General features: G+C 69.4%; 15 protein-coding genes and 1 pseudogene. 13 read left to right on the top strand and 3 right to left on the bottom strand.

The features are described from left to right. Window positions 1-21 precede the first annotated feature (21 nt). From ligA to OHU89_RS45135, 4 genes are all read left to right on the top strand, one after another. A complete protein-coding gene (ligA, locus tag OHU89_RS45150; protein WP_405651591.1) occupies window positions 22-2,109 on the top strand; it encodes an NAD-dependent DNA ligase LigA in 2,088 nt (695 codons plus the stop codon). 295 nt (window positions 2,110-2,404) lie between these two features. After that, a complete protein-coding gene (locus OHU89_RS45145; protein WP_405651588.1) occupies window positions 2,405-2,854 on the top strand; it encodes a hypothetical protein in 450 nt (149 codons plus the stop codon). Between the two features lie 120 nt (window positions 2,855-2,974). Continuing rightward, a complete protein-coding gene (locus tag OHU89_RS45140) occupies window positions 2,975-3,325 on the top strand; it encodes a hypothetical protein (RefSeq protein ID WP_405651585.1) in 351 nt (116 codons plus the stop codon). A gap of 232 nt (window positions 3,326-3,557) precedes the next feature. Further along, window positions 3,558-4,976 (top strand): DEAD/DEAH box helicase, encoded by a 1,419-nt coding sequence (locus OHU89_RS45135; protein WP_405651582.1) that lies wholly within the window; start codon window positions 3,558-3,560, stop codon window positions 4,974-4,976. An 80-nt stretch (window positions 4,977-5,056) separates the two neighbouring features. On the opposite strand, the gene OHU89_RS45130 is transcribed toward OHU89_RS45135, so the two are convergent. Next, the gene (locus OHU89_RS45130; protein ID WP_405651579.1) at window positions 5,057-5,221 is read right to left on the bottom strand and encodes a hypothetical protein; all 165 of its coding nucleotides are present in this window, start codon (window positions 5,219-5,221) and stop codon (window positions 5,057-5,059) included. Window positions 5,222-5,388: 167 nt separating this feature from the next. Here OHU89_RS45130 and OHU89_RS45125 point away from each other — a divergent pair, with 167 nt between their 5' ends. The 5 genes and pseudogenes from OHU89_RS45125 to OHU89_RS45105 all read left to right on the top strand — a co-directional run bounded on the left by OHU89_RS45125 (window position 5,389) and on the right by OHU89_RS45105 (window position 9,468). After that, window positions 5,389-5,619 carry a hypothetical protein gene (locus tag OHU89_RS45125; RefSeq protein ID WP_405651577.1) on the top strand — a complete coding sequence of 77 codons (231 nt, stop codon included), beginning with the start codon at window positions 5,389-5,391 and terminating at the stop codon, window positions 5,617-5,619. A 251-nt stretch (window positions 5,620-5,870) separates the two neighbouring features. Then, window positions 5,871-7,010 (top strand): 4-hydroxybenzoate 3-monooxygenase, encoded by a 1,140-nt coding sequence (locus tag OHU89_RS45120; RefSeq protein WP_405651575.1) that lies wholly within the window; start codon window positions 5,871-5,873, stop codon window positions 7,008-7,010. Between the two features lie 54 nt (window positions 7,011-7,064). Then, a pseudogene (locus tag OHU89_RS45115) lies at window positions 7,065-7,841 on the top strand (hypothetical protein); the annotation flags it as partial. Window positions 7,842-7,881: 40 nt separating this feature from the next. After that, window positions 7,882-8,415 carry a methyltransferase gene (locus OHU89_RS45110; protein WP_405651572.1) on the top strand — a complete coding sequence of 178 codons (534 nt, stop codon included), beginning with the start codon at window positions 7,882-7,884 and terminating at the stop codon, window positions 8,413-8,415. 282 nt (window positions 8,416-8,697) lie between these two features. Then, window positions 8,698-9,468, top strand: coding sequence for a polysaccharide deacetylase family protein (locus OHU89_RS45105; RefSeq protein WP_266883888.1), 771 nt, complete (start codon window positions 8,698-8,700; stop codon window positions 9,466-9,468). A 68-nt stretch (window positions 9,469-9,536) separates the two neighbouring features. Here the strand turns inward: OHU89_RS45105 and OHU89_RS45100 are convergent, their stop codons facing one another. Beyond that, on the bottom strand, window positions 9,537-9,740 hold the full coding sequence (locus OHU89_RS45100; protein WP_037751662.1) for a cold-shock protein: 204 nt from the start codon (window positions 9,738-9,740) through the stop codon (window positions 9,537-9,539). A gap of 342 nt (window positions 9,741-10,082) precedes the next feature. Further along, on the bottom strand, window positions 10,083-10,394 hold the full coding sequence (locus tag OHU89_RS45095) for a ferrous iron transport protein A (protein ID WP_405651568.1): 312 nt from the start codon (window positions 10,392-10,394) through the stop codon (window positions 10,083-10,085). Between the two features lie 222 nt (window positions 10,395-10,616). On the opposite strand from OHU89_RS45095, the gene OHU89_RS45090 reads away from it, so the two are divergent. From OHU89_RS45090 to OHU89_RS45075, 4 genes are all read left to right on the top strand, one after another. Beyond that, window positions 10,617-12,272, top strand: a complete 1,656-nt coding sequence (locus tag OHU89_RS45090) for a phosphodiester glycosidase family protein (protein ID WP_405651566.1) — start codon at window positions 10,617-10,619, stop codon at window positions 12,270-12,272. Window positions 12,273-12,478: 206 nt separating this feature from the next. Continuing rightward, window positions 12,479-13,669 carry a Cmx/CmrA family chloramphenicol efflux MFS transporter gene (locus OHU89_RS45085; RefSeq protein WP_405651563.1) on the top strand — a complete coding sequence of 397 codons (1,191 nt, stop codon included), beginning with the start codon at window positions 12,479-12,481 and terminating at the stop codon, window positions 13,667-13,669. 154 nt (window positions 13,670-13,823) lie between these two features. Continuing rightward, window positions 13,824-14,402, top strand: a complete 579-nt coding sequence (locus OHU89_RS45080; protein WP_405651560.1) for a dihydrofolate reductase family protein — start codon at window positions 13,824-13,826, stop codon at window positions 14,400-14,402. A 360-nt stretch (window positions 14,403-14,762) separates the two neighbouring features. Then, the gene (locus OHU89_RS45075) at window positions 14,763-15,572 is read left to right on the top strand and encodes a leucine-rich repeat domain-containing protein (RefSeq protein WP_405651558.1); all 810 of its coding nucleotides are present in this window, start codon (window positions 14,763-14,765) and stop codon (window positions 15,570-15,572) included. Window positions 15,573-15,747 lie beyond the last annotated feature (175 nt).

The raw sequence follows: 15,747 nt of genomic DNA, 5'->3' as shown, positions 1-15,747 counted from the left end.
GTGGCAGGCAGGATGATGGGCATGACGACACCAGCTGCACAGATCGTGGATGCCGCCGCCTACGCGCAGGCGGTCGAGGATGCGCTGAAGGCCGCGGGCGCCTACTACGAGGGCGGCACCTCGTCCCTTGACGACGACGCCTACGACCGGCTGGTGCGCGGCATCGCGGCGTGGGAGGCCGAGCATCCCGATGAGGTGCTGTCCGACTCTCCGACGGGCAAGGTCGCCGGCGGGGCCGTGGAGGGGGATGTTCCGCACACGGCGGCGATGCTGAGTCTGGACAACGTGTTCTCGCCGGAGGAGTTCACCACCTGGACCACCTCACTGGCCCGGCGCATCGGCCACGACGTCACCTGCTTCAGTGTCGAGCCGAAGCTCGACGGGCTGGCGATCGCTGCCCGCTACACCCACGGTCGTCTGAGACAGCTGATCACGCGCGGGGACGGGACCGCCGGTGAGGACGTCTCGCACGCGATCGGCACCATCGAGGGGCTCCCGGAGGAACTGTCCGAGCCGGTCACCGTGGAGGTGCGCGGCGAGGTCCTGATGACCACGGCGCAGTTCGAGCACGCCAACGAGGTGCGCACCGCGCACGGCGGGCAGCCGTTCGCCAATCCGCGCAATGCCGCGGCGGGCACTCTGCGCGCCAAGGAGCGTGCCTACACCGTGCCGATGACGTTCTTCGGCTACGGCCTGCTCCCCCTGCCCGACACCAAGCCGGCACTGGCGGAACAGCTCGGCGAGAGCGCCCACAGTGACCTGATGGCACAGGCCGGCGGGCTCGGCGTGAACACCACCGCGACGACCGCCGTGCCCGGCAGCACCGCCGACACCGTCGAGCAGGTCCTGGCGCGGGTGCAGGAGATCGCGGCCCTGCGTGCGGAGCTGCCCTTCGGGATCGACGGGGTCGTCATCAAGGCCGACCTTGCCATCGACCAGCAGACCGCCGGATCCGGGTCACGCGCCCCCCGCTGGGCGATCGCCTACAAGCTCCCCGCCGTGGAGAAGGTCACCCGGCTGCTCGAAGTGGAGTGGAACGTGGGCCGCACCGGCATCATCGCGCCCCGCGCGGTCCTGGAACCGGTGGAGATCGACGGCTCCACCATCACCTATGCCACCCTGCACAACCCCGCCGACATCACCCGCCGCGACCTGCGCCTGGGCGACCACGTCATGGTCTACCGTGCCGGCGACGTCATCCCCCGCATCGAAGCCCCCGTCGCCCACCTGCGCACCGGCGACGAACAGCCGATCGTCTTCCCCGAGGTCTGTCCGCACTGCGGCTCCGCCATCGACACCAGCGAACAGCGCTGGCGCTGCGAGAACGGCCGCAACTGCCACCTGGTCGCATCCCTGTCCTACGCGGCCGGCCGCGACCAGCTCGACATCGAAGGCCTCGGCCACACCCGTGTCGTCCAGCTCGTCGACGCCGGACTGGTCGCCGACCTCGCCGACCTGTTCACCCTCACCCGAGACCAACTCCTGGCCCTGGAACGGATGGGCGACACCAGCACCGACAACCTCCTTGCCGCGCTGACCACGGCCAAGAACCAGCCGCTGTCGCGAGTGCTCTGCGCGCTCGGGGTACGCGGCACCGGCCGGTCCATGTCCCGCCGTATCGCCCGCTACTTCGCCACCATGGAGAACATCCGGGCCGCCGACGCCGAAGCGATGCAGCGGGTCGACGGCATCGGCACCGAGAAAGCCCCCTCCATCGTTGCCGAACTCGCCGAACTCGCCCCGCTCATCGACAAGCTCACCGCAGCCGGGGTGAACATGACCGAGCCGGGTGCCACCCCGCCCGTCCCGGCGGACGACAACACCGCAGACGCCGACGGCGAGGTTGAAGGAGCGGAGCTGCCGCTGGCAGGGATGGCCGTCGTGGTCACCGGCTCCATGACCGGCGCGCTGGAGAAGCTCTCCCGCAACGAGATGAACGAGCTCATCGAACGCGCCGGCGGCCGCTCCTCCTCCAGCGTCTCCAAGAAGACCGCCCTGGTCGTCGCCGGAGACGGCGCCGGCTCCAAGCGAGCCAAAGCCGAAGACCTCGGCATCCGTCTGGCCACCCCGGACGAATTCGCCGCGCTCATCGCCGACTTCCTCAACTGACCGAAACTGACCGACACCTGGAGCCGCGGCCGATCCTTTCCCGACCAGTCGCGGCGCCGCCCCTGTCGACGGCAGCACCAGCCACGTCCGTGCTCACGTCCAGGGCGCGTCTGGTGAGCGGCAAGGGGAAGGACCTGCGAGGTACAGGGCATGCTGACGGGGCCGGACCTGTACCAGGTGCAGTCGTACTCGCGGTGGCAGGTGGTTCTGGCGCCGACGATGGGCTCGTCGTGCTGAGTGTGCACGGGTATGCGCCGGGTCCGGCATGTCAGAGACGGCAAGTAGCCTCGGCACCATGGGCATTGAGATCGATGTAGTGGTGGGTTACCCGATCAACGATGAGGTGGAGCGGGTGCTCGGATTGGCCGAGGCGGTCGACGAGCCCATCACGGTCACGTTCATGTGGGAGGGGCGCGAAGAGGCGGAACGCGCGGTGCTGGTGCCCGCGGCCACGCTGGCGCTCTGGGAGCACTGGGCCCCCACGGCCTACCGGACAGGTCGCGCTGGGGAAGAGGACCAGGCTGTGGCGGAGGAGCCGGAACTGGCCCACCCGGCGGAGTTCGGCGAGTTCACTCTCTTTCGGCGACGCGTGGGCGGGCGCACGGCGGTTGCCCGTAAAGGCGTGGTGGTCGCCGAGCTCCTGGACCCCGACGAGGCGCACTGGCTCCAGGAGAAGGCCCGCAATGTCCGCCAAGGCTTCATGGATCCGAAGCAGAAGGCGGCGTTCGAGGAGTTCCTTGCCTGACAGGCATCCCTCGGTGATCAGTGAAGGGCCCTCGAACACGGTCCGGCGGGGGCCTGGTGCGATCCTGCGGGTATGAACGATCTCGGTGACGCTCACCTACGTACCTGGACGGTGCGGTTGATGACTCTCCTCGCAGCCGACGCCCAGGATCAGCTTGCCTGGCTGGGCGAAGGTGAGCTGGAGACGGAGTCCGTCGTTGAAGAGGTGGAGCTCCTCTGCCGTGTCTCCGAGGGACTGGCAGAGCGCGGAGTCTTCGAACCCCAGGAGCTGCTGGATCTTCGGGCCGTCGGCCGTCGCCTCGGCGAGATCGATGCCACCTCCCGCACCGGCCTCTGGGGCGACGCCCTGGCAGCCGGGGATCCGGCGTGGGGCGAGATTCGTCTTCTCGCCCGCCAGTTTCTCCTCACGGCGCTGGGCGACTGGCGTCAGCCGATGCCACGTCCCGTGCATCCGCACACGGGCCACCACTGAGCGCATCCAGGTCACCTGCGCGCCTCTGGCTCGGACTATGACACACAGATGATATCGAACAACTGTTCCCACTCGTCCCTGGAGGCGACCGCAGTGATGCAGGGGGCCCGGACCCGCGGGCCGCTGGGCGTCCGCTGGTAAAATGGGGGCACGCTTCGACATCGCCGGGGCCCGTGCCCTGGGGTACGGGCCCTGGATCGTTCCGGGGCGCCACTTCAGGAAGGTTCCCCTCATGAACGCGAAGCCGTCGACCCCTGGACGCTCCCGTGCCGGTACACCGCAGCGGGCGGCAGGGGCGCAGGGCGACCTTTCGACGCCGGAGACGGTGTCGCCGGGCCTGCCTGCGGCCGCGTCCTTCGACGCACTCGAGCTGCCGTCGGAGCTGAGGAAGGCGATGACCGGCCTCGGGGTGACGGAACCGTTCCCGATCCAGGCGGCCACCCTGCCCAACGCGCTGGCCGGCCGCGATGTCCTCGGCCGCGCACGGACCGGCTCCGGCAAGACGCTGGCCTTCGGGCTGGCCCTCCTCGTCCGGATCGCAGGCCTGCGAGCGGAGCCGAAGCGCCCGCTCGCGCTGGTCCTGGTACCGACCCGGGAACTCGCACAGCAGGTGAGCGACGCGCTGACGCCGTACGCGCAGACCCTCAACGTGCGACTGACGACGGTGGTCGGCGGGCTGTCGATCAACCGGCAGCAGGCCGCGTTGCGGACCGGAGCCGAGGTGGTCATCGCGACGCCGGGGCGACTGGCCGACCTCGTGTCACGCCGGGACTGCCTCCTGAATCAGGTGCGGATCACGGTGCTGGACGAGGCGGACCAGATGTGCGACCTGGGTTTCCTGCCGCAGGTCACGGAAATCCTGGACCAGATGCCCCTCGACGGGCAGCGCCTGCTCTTCTCCGCCACGCTCGACCGCAACGTCGACCAGCTGGTGCGCGACTACCTCCACGACCCGGTGCTCGCATCCGTCGACCCGGCGGCAGCCTCGGTCACCGAGATGGAACACCACCAGCTCAACATCCATCCCGCCGACAAGTACGCGACCGCGACCGAGATCGCCGCGCGGGACGGCCGGGTCCTGATGTTCCTGGACACCAAGGCCGCCGTAGACCAGTTCACCCGTCACCTCCGGGCCAGCGGCGTACGGGCCGGAGCCCTGCACAGCGGAAAGTCGCAACCTCAGCGCACGCACACCCTGGGCCAGTTCAAGGACGGCGAGATCACCGTGCTGGTGGCCACCAATGTCGCCGCGCGAGGCATTCACATCGACACGCTCGACCTCGTCGTCAACGTCGATCCGCCAGCTGACGGCAAGGACTACCTGCACCGCGGCGGGCGTACGGCACGTGCCGGGGAGTCCGGGACCGTGGTCACCCTGGTCACTCCCAACCAACGACGTGATGTGAACCGGATGATGTCCGAGGCCGGGATCCGGCCGACGGTCACTCAGGTGCGCTCCGGCGAGGCGCAACTGACCGCCATCACTGGTGCGAAGCGCCCGCCGACGGGGACGAAGTCCACCACCGGCAACATCCCCTTCCGCGGTCTCGGTGACCGTACGGGCCGCCCCGCGAAGGAGTCCCGCAAAGCCGCCGATGCCCGTAAGGCCGCGGAAGCCCGCGCGGCGGCCCGGGTACGCAAAAGCCGCTGACGCCGGTGCGCTCGCGCGGGCGCTGAGCGTCGTACGAACTCCGCGCGGAGCGGCACAGACGCCGGTCGATACGAAACTGCCTAGCGGTCGGCGGCGCGTGAACGCCTGCGTCGCCGCAGCGGTGCTGTCCCCCACACCGTCAGCCCGACGAGGGAAACGATCAACGCCCCTCCGATGACGATGGGGACGGCCGCTATCAGAGCGAAGTTCAGCAGGAGCTCCGCCCAGGTCGGCTCCTCACCCATCGTGCTCCCGCCCTGTGCCATACACGCCAGGACGTCGGCGGGAGTCGATCAGTTCCAGGTGTCCGGCACGGCCTACGCCACTCAAAACTCGGCCGCGAGCAAGCCGCTTGAATGTCCGCTACGAACCCTTCTGTGACCGACAACCCATCGGCAGCAGGGAGTTATCCATGCAGCGCAACACCACCACCACTCCGGGCCGCAAGCGAGCCGGGCGGCTCGCCGTCGCCGTCGCCGCAGTTGGTGTTCTCGTGGGCGGCGGGATCGCCGCGGCGGGCCCGGCCAGCGCCGACACCTTCTGCGGAGCAACCGGGGACGGCGGCTTCGGGTGTGTGATCGACCAGGGAGACGGGACGTTCAAGATGGTCAACAGCAACGGGGACATCGTCTACAACTGGTGACGACACGTACTTGGCGCCTGACCTGACGACGGGTGGACCACGACCGACTCCCGTCGGCGTGCGCCCACCCGTCTGCCCGTCTACGTCGTTGGCTCGCATCATGCGGCAGCAGCGATCGCTCACCCTTACAGAGCAATTGATCACTTTCGAGTATCTGCGCCCTGTATCAGGGTGATATGAAACCCCTTGTCAAACGCTCCACTTCAGAGACGGGCATGGGGAAACGGTTCCACAGGGGAACGCAGGTCGGCGTGGTGATTCTCGGGGCCGGCCCGGCGGGGCTGGTTTTGGGGAATCTGCTGCTGGACCGAGGTGTCGACTGCGTGATCCTGGAGCGGCGCGGCCGCGAGGCCGTGGAGGGGCGGGCCAGAGCGGGGTTCCTCGCGGCGAACTCCGTGCGGGTGCTGGCGGAGAACGGGCTGGGTGCCGGGGTGCCGGCCCGCGGGCGGGCGCACCGGACGTGTCTGTTCCACAGCGACCGTGGGGAGTTCACCCTGGACTACGGGCGGCTGGGGCAGGGCGAGACGCACACCGTGTATCCCCAGCAGGAACTGGTGCGGGACCTGGTGGCCGAGTTTCTACGGCGCGGTGGTGACCTGCGGTTCGAGGCCGAGGCCGAGGAGATCTCGGAAGGCCGGGTGCGAGTGCGCGGTGGTGCGGAGGTGACAGGTCGGTTCGTCGCCGGCTGCGACGGGCACCGGGGTGTCGCGCGCCGGGCGTTGGCAGCGCGGGGTGTGCGGACGGACCGGTGGGATCACGGGGTGTCCTGGCTGGCGGTGTTGGTCCAGGCGCCGCCCAGTCTGGCGGCCGTGGGATACGCCCTGCACGAGCGGGGGTTCGCGGGGCACATGGCCCGTACGGAAACCGTCACCCGTTATTACCTCCAGTGTCCGCGCGGAACCGTTTCCGCCGACTGGAGTGAGGAACGGATCTGGGCCGAGCTCGCGACGCGGATGCGGACGACCGAGTTCGGGCCCCTGCACGAGGGCGCCGTCCTGGAGAAGGCGGTCGTCGACCTGCGTTCCGATGTGCTGGAGACCCCGGGTGCCGGGCGCCTGTGGCTGGCCGGCGATGCCGCCGGGCTCATCAGCCCGTCGGCGGCCAAGGGGGCCAACCTCGCCGTTCTCCAGGCCGAGTTGCTCGCCCGGGCGCTGCACGAGGCGCTGGCGCGCGGGGACGAGAACGGCCTCGCGCGGTACGCCGCGGACTGTCTGCCGCGGGTCTGGCGGGCGCATGAGTTCTCGCACTGGATGAGCACGCTTCTGCACGGTCCGGCCCATGGCGGTGCCGAGGCTCGCTATGGGCGGGCGCTCCAGTACGCCCGGCTGGAGAGCCTGCGTACCTCCCGCACTCATCAGGACTTCTTCGCCGAGAACCACACCGGCATCTGATCCCCGGGACACGTCTGTCCCGGTTCCGTCCGCACGATCATCGGAAACCCCTTCATGAACCTCCCTGTCGCACAGGCCTGCCTGTCCGCTTCCGATCTGAAGCGAATTGAGCGCGCGGCCGCCCATGTCCGCGACTACGACACCGAGCAGGTTCTCGCCGAAATCCTGCCCGGCCTCACGGCCGAGGAGCGGGGCGACGTCTGCCGCCACCTCGTGTTCGACCACACCGCCGTGCTCGTCTTCCCCGCTTCTCTCGACGGGCTCTGCGACGACCTGCGCCGGCACGGGTTCGAGCCGGGTCCGGTCGCGCCGAGCGTGGTGGTCCGCGAGCGGCTGGTCCGCCGCTACGGCGCGCTCGTCGGCGACGCCCCGGTCGGCATCGTGCACGTACCCGTCGACGGGCGCAGCGTGGAGATCTTCGCGTTGCCCGTAACGCCGGACTCCCCGAGGCAGGCTGTCGCCGACGATGAACGTACCGCCGAGCACGAGGTGCACCACGCGTTCGCGGTCACCGCGCCGGGGGCTGTGGTGCCGGCCGGGCTGCGGACGTTGCTCCATGAGCGGGGCGGCGCGGTGCCGGACGGTGGTGGGTACAACGGCCATGAGAACGTGACCGTCCTGTACTTCCGCACCAGGCAGCACCGCCGCTTCGAACTCCGGCTGCCCGGCCGTCACGAGCCGCTGCCGGACCCCTCGGTGTCGTTGCTCGGCGTGATGACCGGCGCCTGGGCCACCCAGGCCCTCGCCGCCATGGCGGAGCTCGGGATCGCCGACCACCTCGCCGACCGGCCGGGGCTCGGCGCCGACGCCCTCGCGGAACTCACCGGCACCGACCCGGACGCGCTGCGCAGGCTTCACGCCTGTTCCGGCCTTGGTCGACTTCTCCGGTACGCGGCGCGTCGTCGATGTCGGCGGCGGAAACGGCGCCCTGCTCACGCGAGTTCTGCGGGCACACGGGCATCTGGAGGGCGTACTGCTGGAACGGCCCGAGGCGCTGGAGGCGGCGCGGAAGGAGCTGGCCACGGTGGGGCTCGACCGGCGGTGCTCCTTCGTCGTCGGGGACTTCACGGTGGCGGTGCCGGAGGGAGGCGACGTCTATCTGCTGTCCCGGGTGCTGCACGACTGGGACGACGAGCGGTGCCTGACGATTCTCCGGCGGTGCGCGCAGGCGATGCGGGCGGGAACCGAACTGCTCGTCGTGGAGCGGCTGTTGCCCCAGGGTGAAGGGGTTCCGTCACCTGCGGTGGCCTGGGACGTCCACATGTTGTGCAACGTGGGCGGCAGGGAGCGGACCGAGGACCACTACGCGCGCCTGCTGGCGGAAGCGGGCTTCGAGGTGGCGGCTTGCCACGGTCTGCCCCTGGGCGGCTCTCTGATCCATGCCGTGAGAGGTGCGGGGCTGTGACGTCTCCCTTCGTCGGAGCGCCCCGCTCGATCGGCTCGGGGCGGGGTGGGCTGCCTCCCTTCTGACTCAGCGGTTCTCACCACGACACACGCGCATTTGGGGGTCCTGGTCGCAGCGGCCAACCAGCCTGGTTCCGGCTGCTGCTCGCCGTGTTGTCCGTGAACTCCCCCGGAATTGTCCTTGATCGGTAACAGGCGCATCCCGGGGCCGCCAGCCATCGTCCTGCCTGGTGTCGCACGGCGACGCGGGATCGGCGAGGAACTGTTAGAAGGTGGGGCGGACATGGCGCAGCACGGCGGCGGGCGGGGCTGGTACGGCAAGGTCGTCGGAGCTGCTCTCGGTGTGACGGTGCTGGCCGCCGGTGCCTCGGCGTGGTCCGCGCAGGCCGGCGCCGTGGACGGCGCGTCGCCGCGGGCGGAGAGTTCCGCCACGCCGGGCAGTGTCAAGCCTGTGTCGGTGACCATCGCGCATGCCTCGGACAAGGGCGCGCGCGGAGTCAACATCACCATCGACGACGGCCCCGACCCCGTGTGGACCCCCCAGATGCTCGACGTGCTGCGGGAGTACGGGGTGAAGGCCACGTTCTGCATGGTCGGGACGCAGGCGCAGGCCCACCCGGACCTCGTGAAGCAGGTGGTCGCGGCCGGACACCGGCTGTGCGACCACTCGGTGGCACACGACACCACCATGGACACCAAGACCCAGGCGTACCAGTCGCAGCAGATCCTCGACGCCGAACGCATGATCACCGAGGCGTCCGGGGGCGTACGGCCGATGTACTACCGGGCCCCTGGTGGCGCGTTCACGCCCTACAGCCGCAAGCTCGCCGCCTCTCGGGGCATGCGCCCGCTGGGCTGGAACGTGGACACCAAGGACTTCGAACGGCCGGGCGCCGACGCCATCGTCGCGACCGTCCAGCAGGAGCTGTCCAACGGACCGACGCTCCTCTTCCACGACGCGGGCGGCGACCGGTCCCAGACCGTCGAGGCCCTGCGCCGGGTCCTGCCCTGGCTCAAGACCCAGGGCTACTCCTGCGGCTTCCCGGTGCGCTGAGCCCCAGCAGCTGTAAACGTTTCGGGCCCGCGAGCTTGGCTCGCGGGCCCGAAACACTTACTTCAGAACTAGGCGGGGGTGATGTTCTCCGCCTGCGGGCCCTTCTGGCCCTGGGTGATGTCGAAGGTCACCGCCTGGCCTTCCTGGAGCTCACGGAAGCCGGAGGCGTTGATGTTGGAGTAGTGAGCGAAGACGTCCGGTCCGCCGCCGTCCTGGGCGATGAAGCCGAAGCCCTTCTCCGCGTTGAACCACTTGACGGTTCCGCTGGCCATGCTGGTACCTCTCAATAGACGTCAGAACCGCACCGCGCGGTCCTGAAGGTGCTCGCCCTGGTCCGGTACTGCACAGCAAAGCGCCCGCGCCTAAGCGCGGGCAGGTACTGCGAACCACGACAGCTGGCAGTGACGCTACACCGCGGAAAGGACGATCACCAGAGAGCAACAACCGTGAACCACACCAGGCCGGTTGGAAAACTCTCCCAAAGGCTTCGTTCTGCCGGATTCCACGGTTCTGGATTGTTCAGAATGGTACGGAAAGTCCAGCCTCTCGCAGCCTGAGCAGTCTTCGGGCAGCGGGAATGCACCGTCCGCACACCGCACCGGGTCCCGGCATCCCTACGCCTCGGCATCGGACCCGGTCCTCAGGTACCGACCCCAGATCTGGGCCTTGCGGTACGGGCCGTCCCTGTCGCTGTCGTACTGCGGGGTGTCGAAGGTGACCCAGTACAGCAACTCGCCATTGAGCGCCTGGGCATGTTCGTTGGGCTCGGGCGTACGCGTGGCGTCGATCGTTCCGGGAAACTCGACCTGCCAGGGACCGTCCCAGTCCGACGCGCGGACCACCGTGACCCGGCTGCCGGGTGGCAGTGCGCCCGTCGGCCATGTCTGACCCGCATCGGCAGGAGCGGGGTCGGAAATGTCTTTCATGCCGCCCACCCTGCCCGCACCGCTTCGGAGGCGCCACAGGATAGTCATGCCTCGAGGCACGCGAGACGGCTCGATCCGGTCCTTCTCGGTCCCCCGGATATCAGCGAGGCTTTCCCTGCTCATGCCCGCGTCTTCACGCAACGGCCTTCGCGCGGAACTGTGATGACGGGTGCGGTGCTCAGGTGCCGTCGCCCACCGCACGGGCCAGAGGTCAGGAGAGGTATGTCTGTGATTGCCGAGTCGCCCGGACGCACAGCACACCGTGGACAGCACAGGACCGTACGCAGCTTCGCGCTGGGGACCGCGCTCGCCCTGATCGCGTTCGCTCCGTCGGCGGCCGCGAGCGAGCGGGACAGCTCGGTCGGCGGCGGTGCGATCTCGTGGACCACCCAGTATGTGGCTCCCGGAGTCGAGGTCCGTACCGGGGTGTTGAGCGCCCCGGAGGCCGCCGGCGTCTGGACGGTCACAGTCCAGGCACCCGCGGTCAACCGCCTGACCGGCGCGGCCACATGGGCGCCGCTCGGTGACCGGTCGTGGGCCGACACCACCGCCGAGAAGTTGCAGGCGGCCGGATTCGCGCCGCGCCTGGAGCGGGTGGCCTGGGATGCGTATGCGGACACACCGCGCGGCACGATGGGGTGGCAGGTCAGGGTCGGGCAGTACGGCACCCAGGCCGAGGCCCGTACTCTCAACTTGGCGGTGTCGGGGGCGGGTTTCCGTACGTCCGTGGAGTGGACGGGCTACGACGGGCGCCGGCGTGCCGACGCGGAGCGCATCCACGTGGCCGTCATCGATCCGGGCCGGCTGCGGGGCACCGTCGAGGTCAGCGACGGCGGCAATGCGGCCGATCGAGAGAAGACCTCGACGGTGGCCGCTCGGCTGGGGTCCCTGGTGGGTGTCAACGGCGGCTTCTTCGTCACTTCCGATGCGGACGGCGTACAGGGCACGACCGCCGGCCTGTCGGTGGTGGACGGCGAGTTGCAGTCGATGGCGGTCGGCTCCCGCGCCGCGCTGATCCTCGAGAACGGGGGACGGCACGTTCGTGTCGCGGATCTGTCCACCGACGTCACCGTGCGTGCCGGTTCCGCCGTCCACGCGGTGGAGGGCATCAACCGGGTGCCGGGCAAGGTCCGCAACTGCGGCCGTCCCGGCGCCGTACCCACCGAACTGCCCCGTCAGGACCTCACGTGTTCCCTGCCGGACGATCTGGTGAAGTTCACCGATTCGTTCGGGGCGCCGCTGCCGACGGGCGCCGGTGCCCAGGTCGTGCTGGACGAGCACGATGTCGTCGTGTCCCAGGGAGCCCGGGGCGGCTCCGTGCCTGCCGAGGGCTCCGTCCTCCAGGGCACCGGGGCAGCAGCCACCTGGCTGACCGAGCACGCCGAGGTGGGCCGACGGCTGCACCTGCGCGAGATCGTGCGGGACACTGCGGGCCGGCAGTTGCGCCTCGGTCCCGACGATGACGTCGTCAGCGCGGCACCCACCCTCGTCGAGAACGGCCGCATCCACATCGACGCCGCCACCGAGGGCACGCTGGACCCGCTCGACCTCTCCTTCGGCTTCGCCTGGTCCAACGTCCGCCAGCCCCGCACCCTGGCCGGCATCGACCGGCACGGCAGGCTGCTGCTGGCGACCGTCGACGGACGGCAGCCCGGCGTCAGCGAAGGCTTCACACTCGCCGAAGCCGCACAGTTCATGCGAACCCTGGGCGCCGTCCAGGCCCTCAACCTCGACGGTGGCGGCTCCAGCGCGATGGCCGTCGACGGGGCTCTGGTCAACGTGCCGTCGGACGCAACCGGTGAGCGAGCCGTCGGCGACACCGTCCAGATCCTGCCGCGTGCGACGCAGTCCGCTTCCGCTGAAACCGAGGTGCCCTGACTGTCATCTGTCGGGTAGCGTGCGGGCCATGTCGAGTCCTGAGTCGGACAAGGTGGGGGCTTTCGGTCACGCCGTCAGCCCCCTGAACCACTGAGCTCATAGCCCGTCGTCGCGCCGCGTCCCGCGGTGGGACACGAGCGCTCCTGAGGGCTGGCCGCGGTGACGAGATGACCCTCTCGTACTTGTCCTCACCTCGGAGCCACTCGATGCCTCTCCCCCTGTATCTGCTTGCCGTGGCGGTCTTCGCCATGGGCACCTCGGAGTTCATGCTCGCCGGCCTCTTGCCGGACATCGCGTCAGATCTCGATGTCACCGTCGCTACGGCAGGCGTGCTCACCTCCGCCTTCGCCACCGGCATGGTCGTCGGCGCCCCTCTGGTGGCCGCGCTCGCCCGCAACTGGCCCAGGCGCTCCAGTCTTCTCGGTTTCATCCTCACTTTCGCGGCAGCTCACGCCGTGGGCGCCGTCACCACGAGCTTCCCGGTCCTGTTCGCCACCCGGGTCGTCGCCGCGCTCGCGAACGCAGGGTTCCTCGCCATCGCGCTGACGGCGGCCGCCACGCTCGTCTCACCCGACAAGAAGGGACGCGCACTGGCCGTGCTGCTGTCCGGCACGACGGTGGCCACGATCGCCGGTGTCCCTGGTGGATCGGTACTCGGCGCGTTGTTCGGCTGGCGAGCCACGTTCTGGGCTGTCGCCGCCCTCTGCCTGCCCGCAGCCCTCGGCATCCTCAAAGGGACCCCAAGGGGACGAGGGAACGATGGGGCGACCGGCGGCCCAGCCTTGCGTACGGAGCTCGCCCTGCTCGCACAGCCGAGGTTGATTCTGGTGATGGTGCTCGGCGCGCTGGTGAACGCGGCGACCTTCGCCAGCTTCACCTTCCTGGCCCCCGTCGTGACCGACACCGCCGGGCTGAGTGAACTGTGGGTCTCCGTCGCCCTGGTCCTCTTCGGCCTCGGCTCCTTCGCCGGGGTCGCGGTCGCCGGCCGTCTGTCCGACCAGCAGCCCGGCCCGATCATCGCCGTCGGCGGTCCGCTGCTGCTCGTCGGCTGGCCGGCCCTGGCGGTACTGGCCGACGAGCCGGTCGCTCTGCTCACCCTCGTGTTCGTGCAGGGCGCGTTGTCGTTCGCGCTGGGCAGCACTCTGATCACACGGGTCCTCTACGAGGCCGCGGGAGCCCCCACCATGGCCGGCTCGTACGCGACGGCGGCACTCAACGTCGGCGCCGCCGTCGGACCCCTCATCGCCGCGTCCACCCTCAGCACCTCGGCCGGAGCCCTCGGGCCGCCATGGTCGAGCGGACTCATGGTCGCTGCTGCACTGCTGATCGCGTTCCCCTTGCGCAGGGTGATCGCGGCCGGCCGGAACAACGACCGGAACACCGAGGTGCTCCAATGACGCATGCGAGCGCCCCTTTGGCCTCGATCACTCGATCAGGCCAATGGTGGCGCCCAGGGCAGGGGAACCATCCAAGAGCGATGAGTCTCGTCGTGGTGGCCAGTCTCCATCCCCGACACACGATCAATCGCACCCTGCACTCAAGGAGAGCATCGTGACCGCTACCTACACCTTCGACGTCTTTTCCAGCCTCGACGGATACGGCGCCGCCGGCGGCAACTGGACCGGCTACTGGGGCAAGCAGGGCCCCGAACTCCTCGACCACCGCCTCGGCCTGTACAGCGAGGAGCAGCGGATGGTGTTCGGGGCGAACACGTATCGGGCGTTCACGCAGATGCTGGCCGCGAGCACCGAGGAGTCCGACGTGCGTGACCCATGGGTCACGCGAATGAGGAGCCTGCCGGCCACGGTGGTGTCGACCACCCTGGAAGGCCCCCTCGACTGGCCGGACGCGATTGTCGCGAGCGGTGACGCTGTCGACGTGGTCGCCCGGCTCAAGGAAGAGTCCGAGGTGCCGTTGCGCTCGCACGGCAGCCTGTCGATGAACCGGGCACTGATGGCCGCCGGTCTCGTCGACCGCGTCCAGGTGACTCTCTTCCCCGTGATCACCGGTCAGACCGGGGCGGACCCGATCTTCCAGGGCGCGGCCGACTTCGACCTCGAACTGATCGAGCACCGGACGCTCGACAGCCACATCCAAGAGCTCGTCTACCGGCCCACCCTGCATGTCTGAGCCGATACCCGTGGGCCGTGGCCGTCGCGGCTGAGGCGGGCCAGGCGGGTGACGGGCGACGTTGCGCCGACGCAACCGTGCGTGAGTCGATGCACGTCGCCGATGTCGCGGTCTCGGTGTTCGCCCCACCGCAGCGCCACTCGACCCACGCCTACGAGCACGCGCGCCTGGATCGCATGGTCGGATCTGGACTCGCAGCCGGAGCCGGTCGAGCCGCCGCAGTTGTCGGCTGTGCTCGGCGACTTGATGCCGGAGGGCCCGTGGCGTGAGTCGGTCGGGGGCCTGCAATAGGGGACCGCTTGACCGTCCCGGTCCGGTAATCGTTGGGTGGGCCTGCGGCGTTCCTCGTATGTTGGCGCAATGACGGACGAGGGAGAGCCGACGCTCTTTGTGAACCGCTGGGGCGACACTTCGACGCCGGGCCGAGGCGGGCCGGCGCCCTCCACGGACAGCTGCTCGTGCTTCGACGGCTCCAAGCCGCACCCGCGCGCCAGGGTCGGGTTTCACGGCGAACGTCAGGACACCTCCGCCCCGGGCTGGCAGCACCTGCTCGAGCTCATCGACGAGGCCGCAGCAGACGGTCGCGAAGAGTTCCGCCCCCTGGTCGAGCTCAGCCCCGAGGAGCGCCGGCAGGTCGTCACCCTGCCGCCGAGCATCGCCAAGCTCACCGAGGTCAAGCACCTCATGCTCTACGGCAGCAACCTGGTGCGGATTCCGCCCGAGATCGGGGCCATGACCAGCCTGAAGCAGTTCACGCCGTACACCTCCTACCGGCTGCACTGGTTCCCGTACGAGATCACCCGGTGCCGCAAGCTCATCTCCAGCACGGTCAGCACCCGCGCGCTGTTCGGCAACTACAAGCTGCGGCCGCCCTTCCCACGTCTGCAGCCTTCTCAGGACTCCGTCGTGGAGCTCGATACGGCTGACCTCGATCCCCGGCGTTGGGGAGCTACGGCCGTGCGCCACTGCAGTGTCTGCGAGCGGCCGATCGAGCAGAGCGGCCTGCATCAGATGTGGATCTCGATCCGTGTGGCCGCGGACGTGCTGCCTCTCCTGGTCAATGCCTGCTCGTCCGCGTGTGTGGCCGCCCTGCCCGATGGCGCCGAGGACTACATTCGCGCGCCCCACAAGGGTGGCCGCGTCGATCAACCGCGCTCTGACTGGGACTGACTCGCGAAGGCGCCCACGACACCCCCCTCACCTATCAGGGTGCTGTGAATTTCCGATGCGGTTGAACAGACGCGACTCCCCATCCGTATGGGGCCGGGGGGCTTTATATGCCGGGACGGACGACAGGCGCAGGAGTACTTCCGTGGGACGCAGTAATCGCAGACGCCCAACAGGT

This window comes from Streptomyces sp. NBC_00019 (genome assembly GCF_045041015.1).
Classification (GTDB): Bacteria; Actinomycetota; Actinomycetes; order Streptomycetales; family Streptomycetaceae; genus Streptomyces.
The sequence above is the reverse complement of the archived record's forward strand: the minus strand, read 5'-3'. Positions and strand labels throughout refer to the sequence as shown.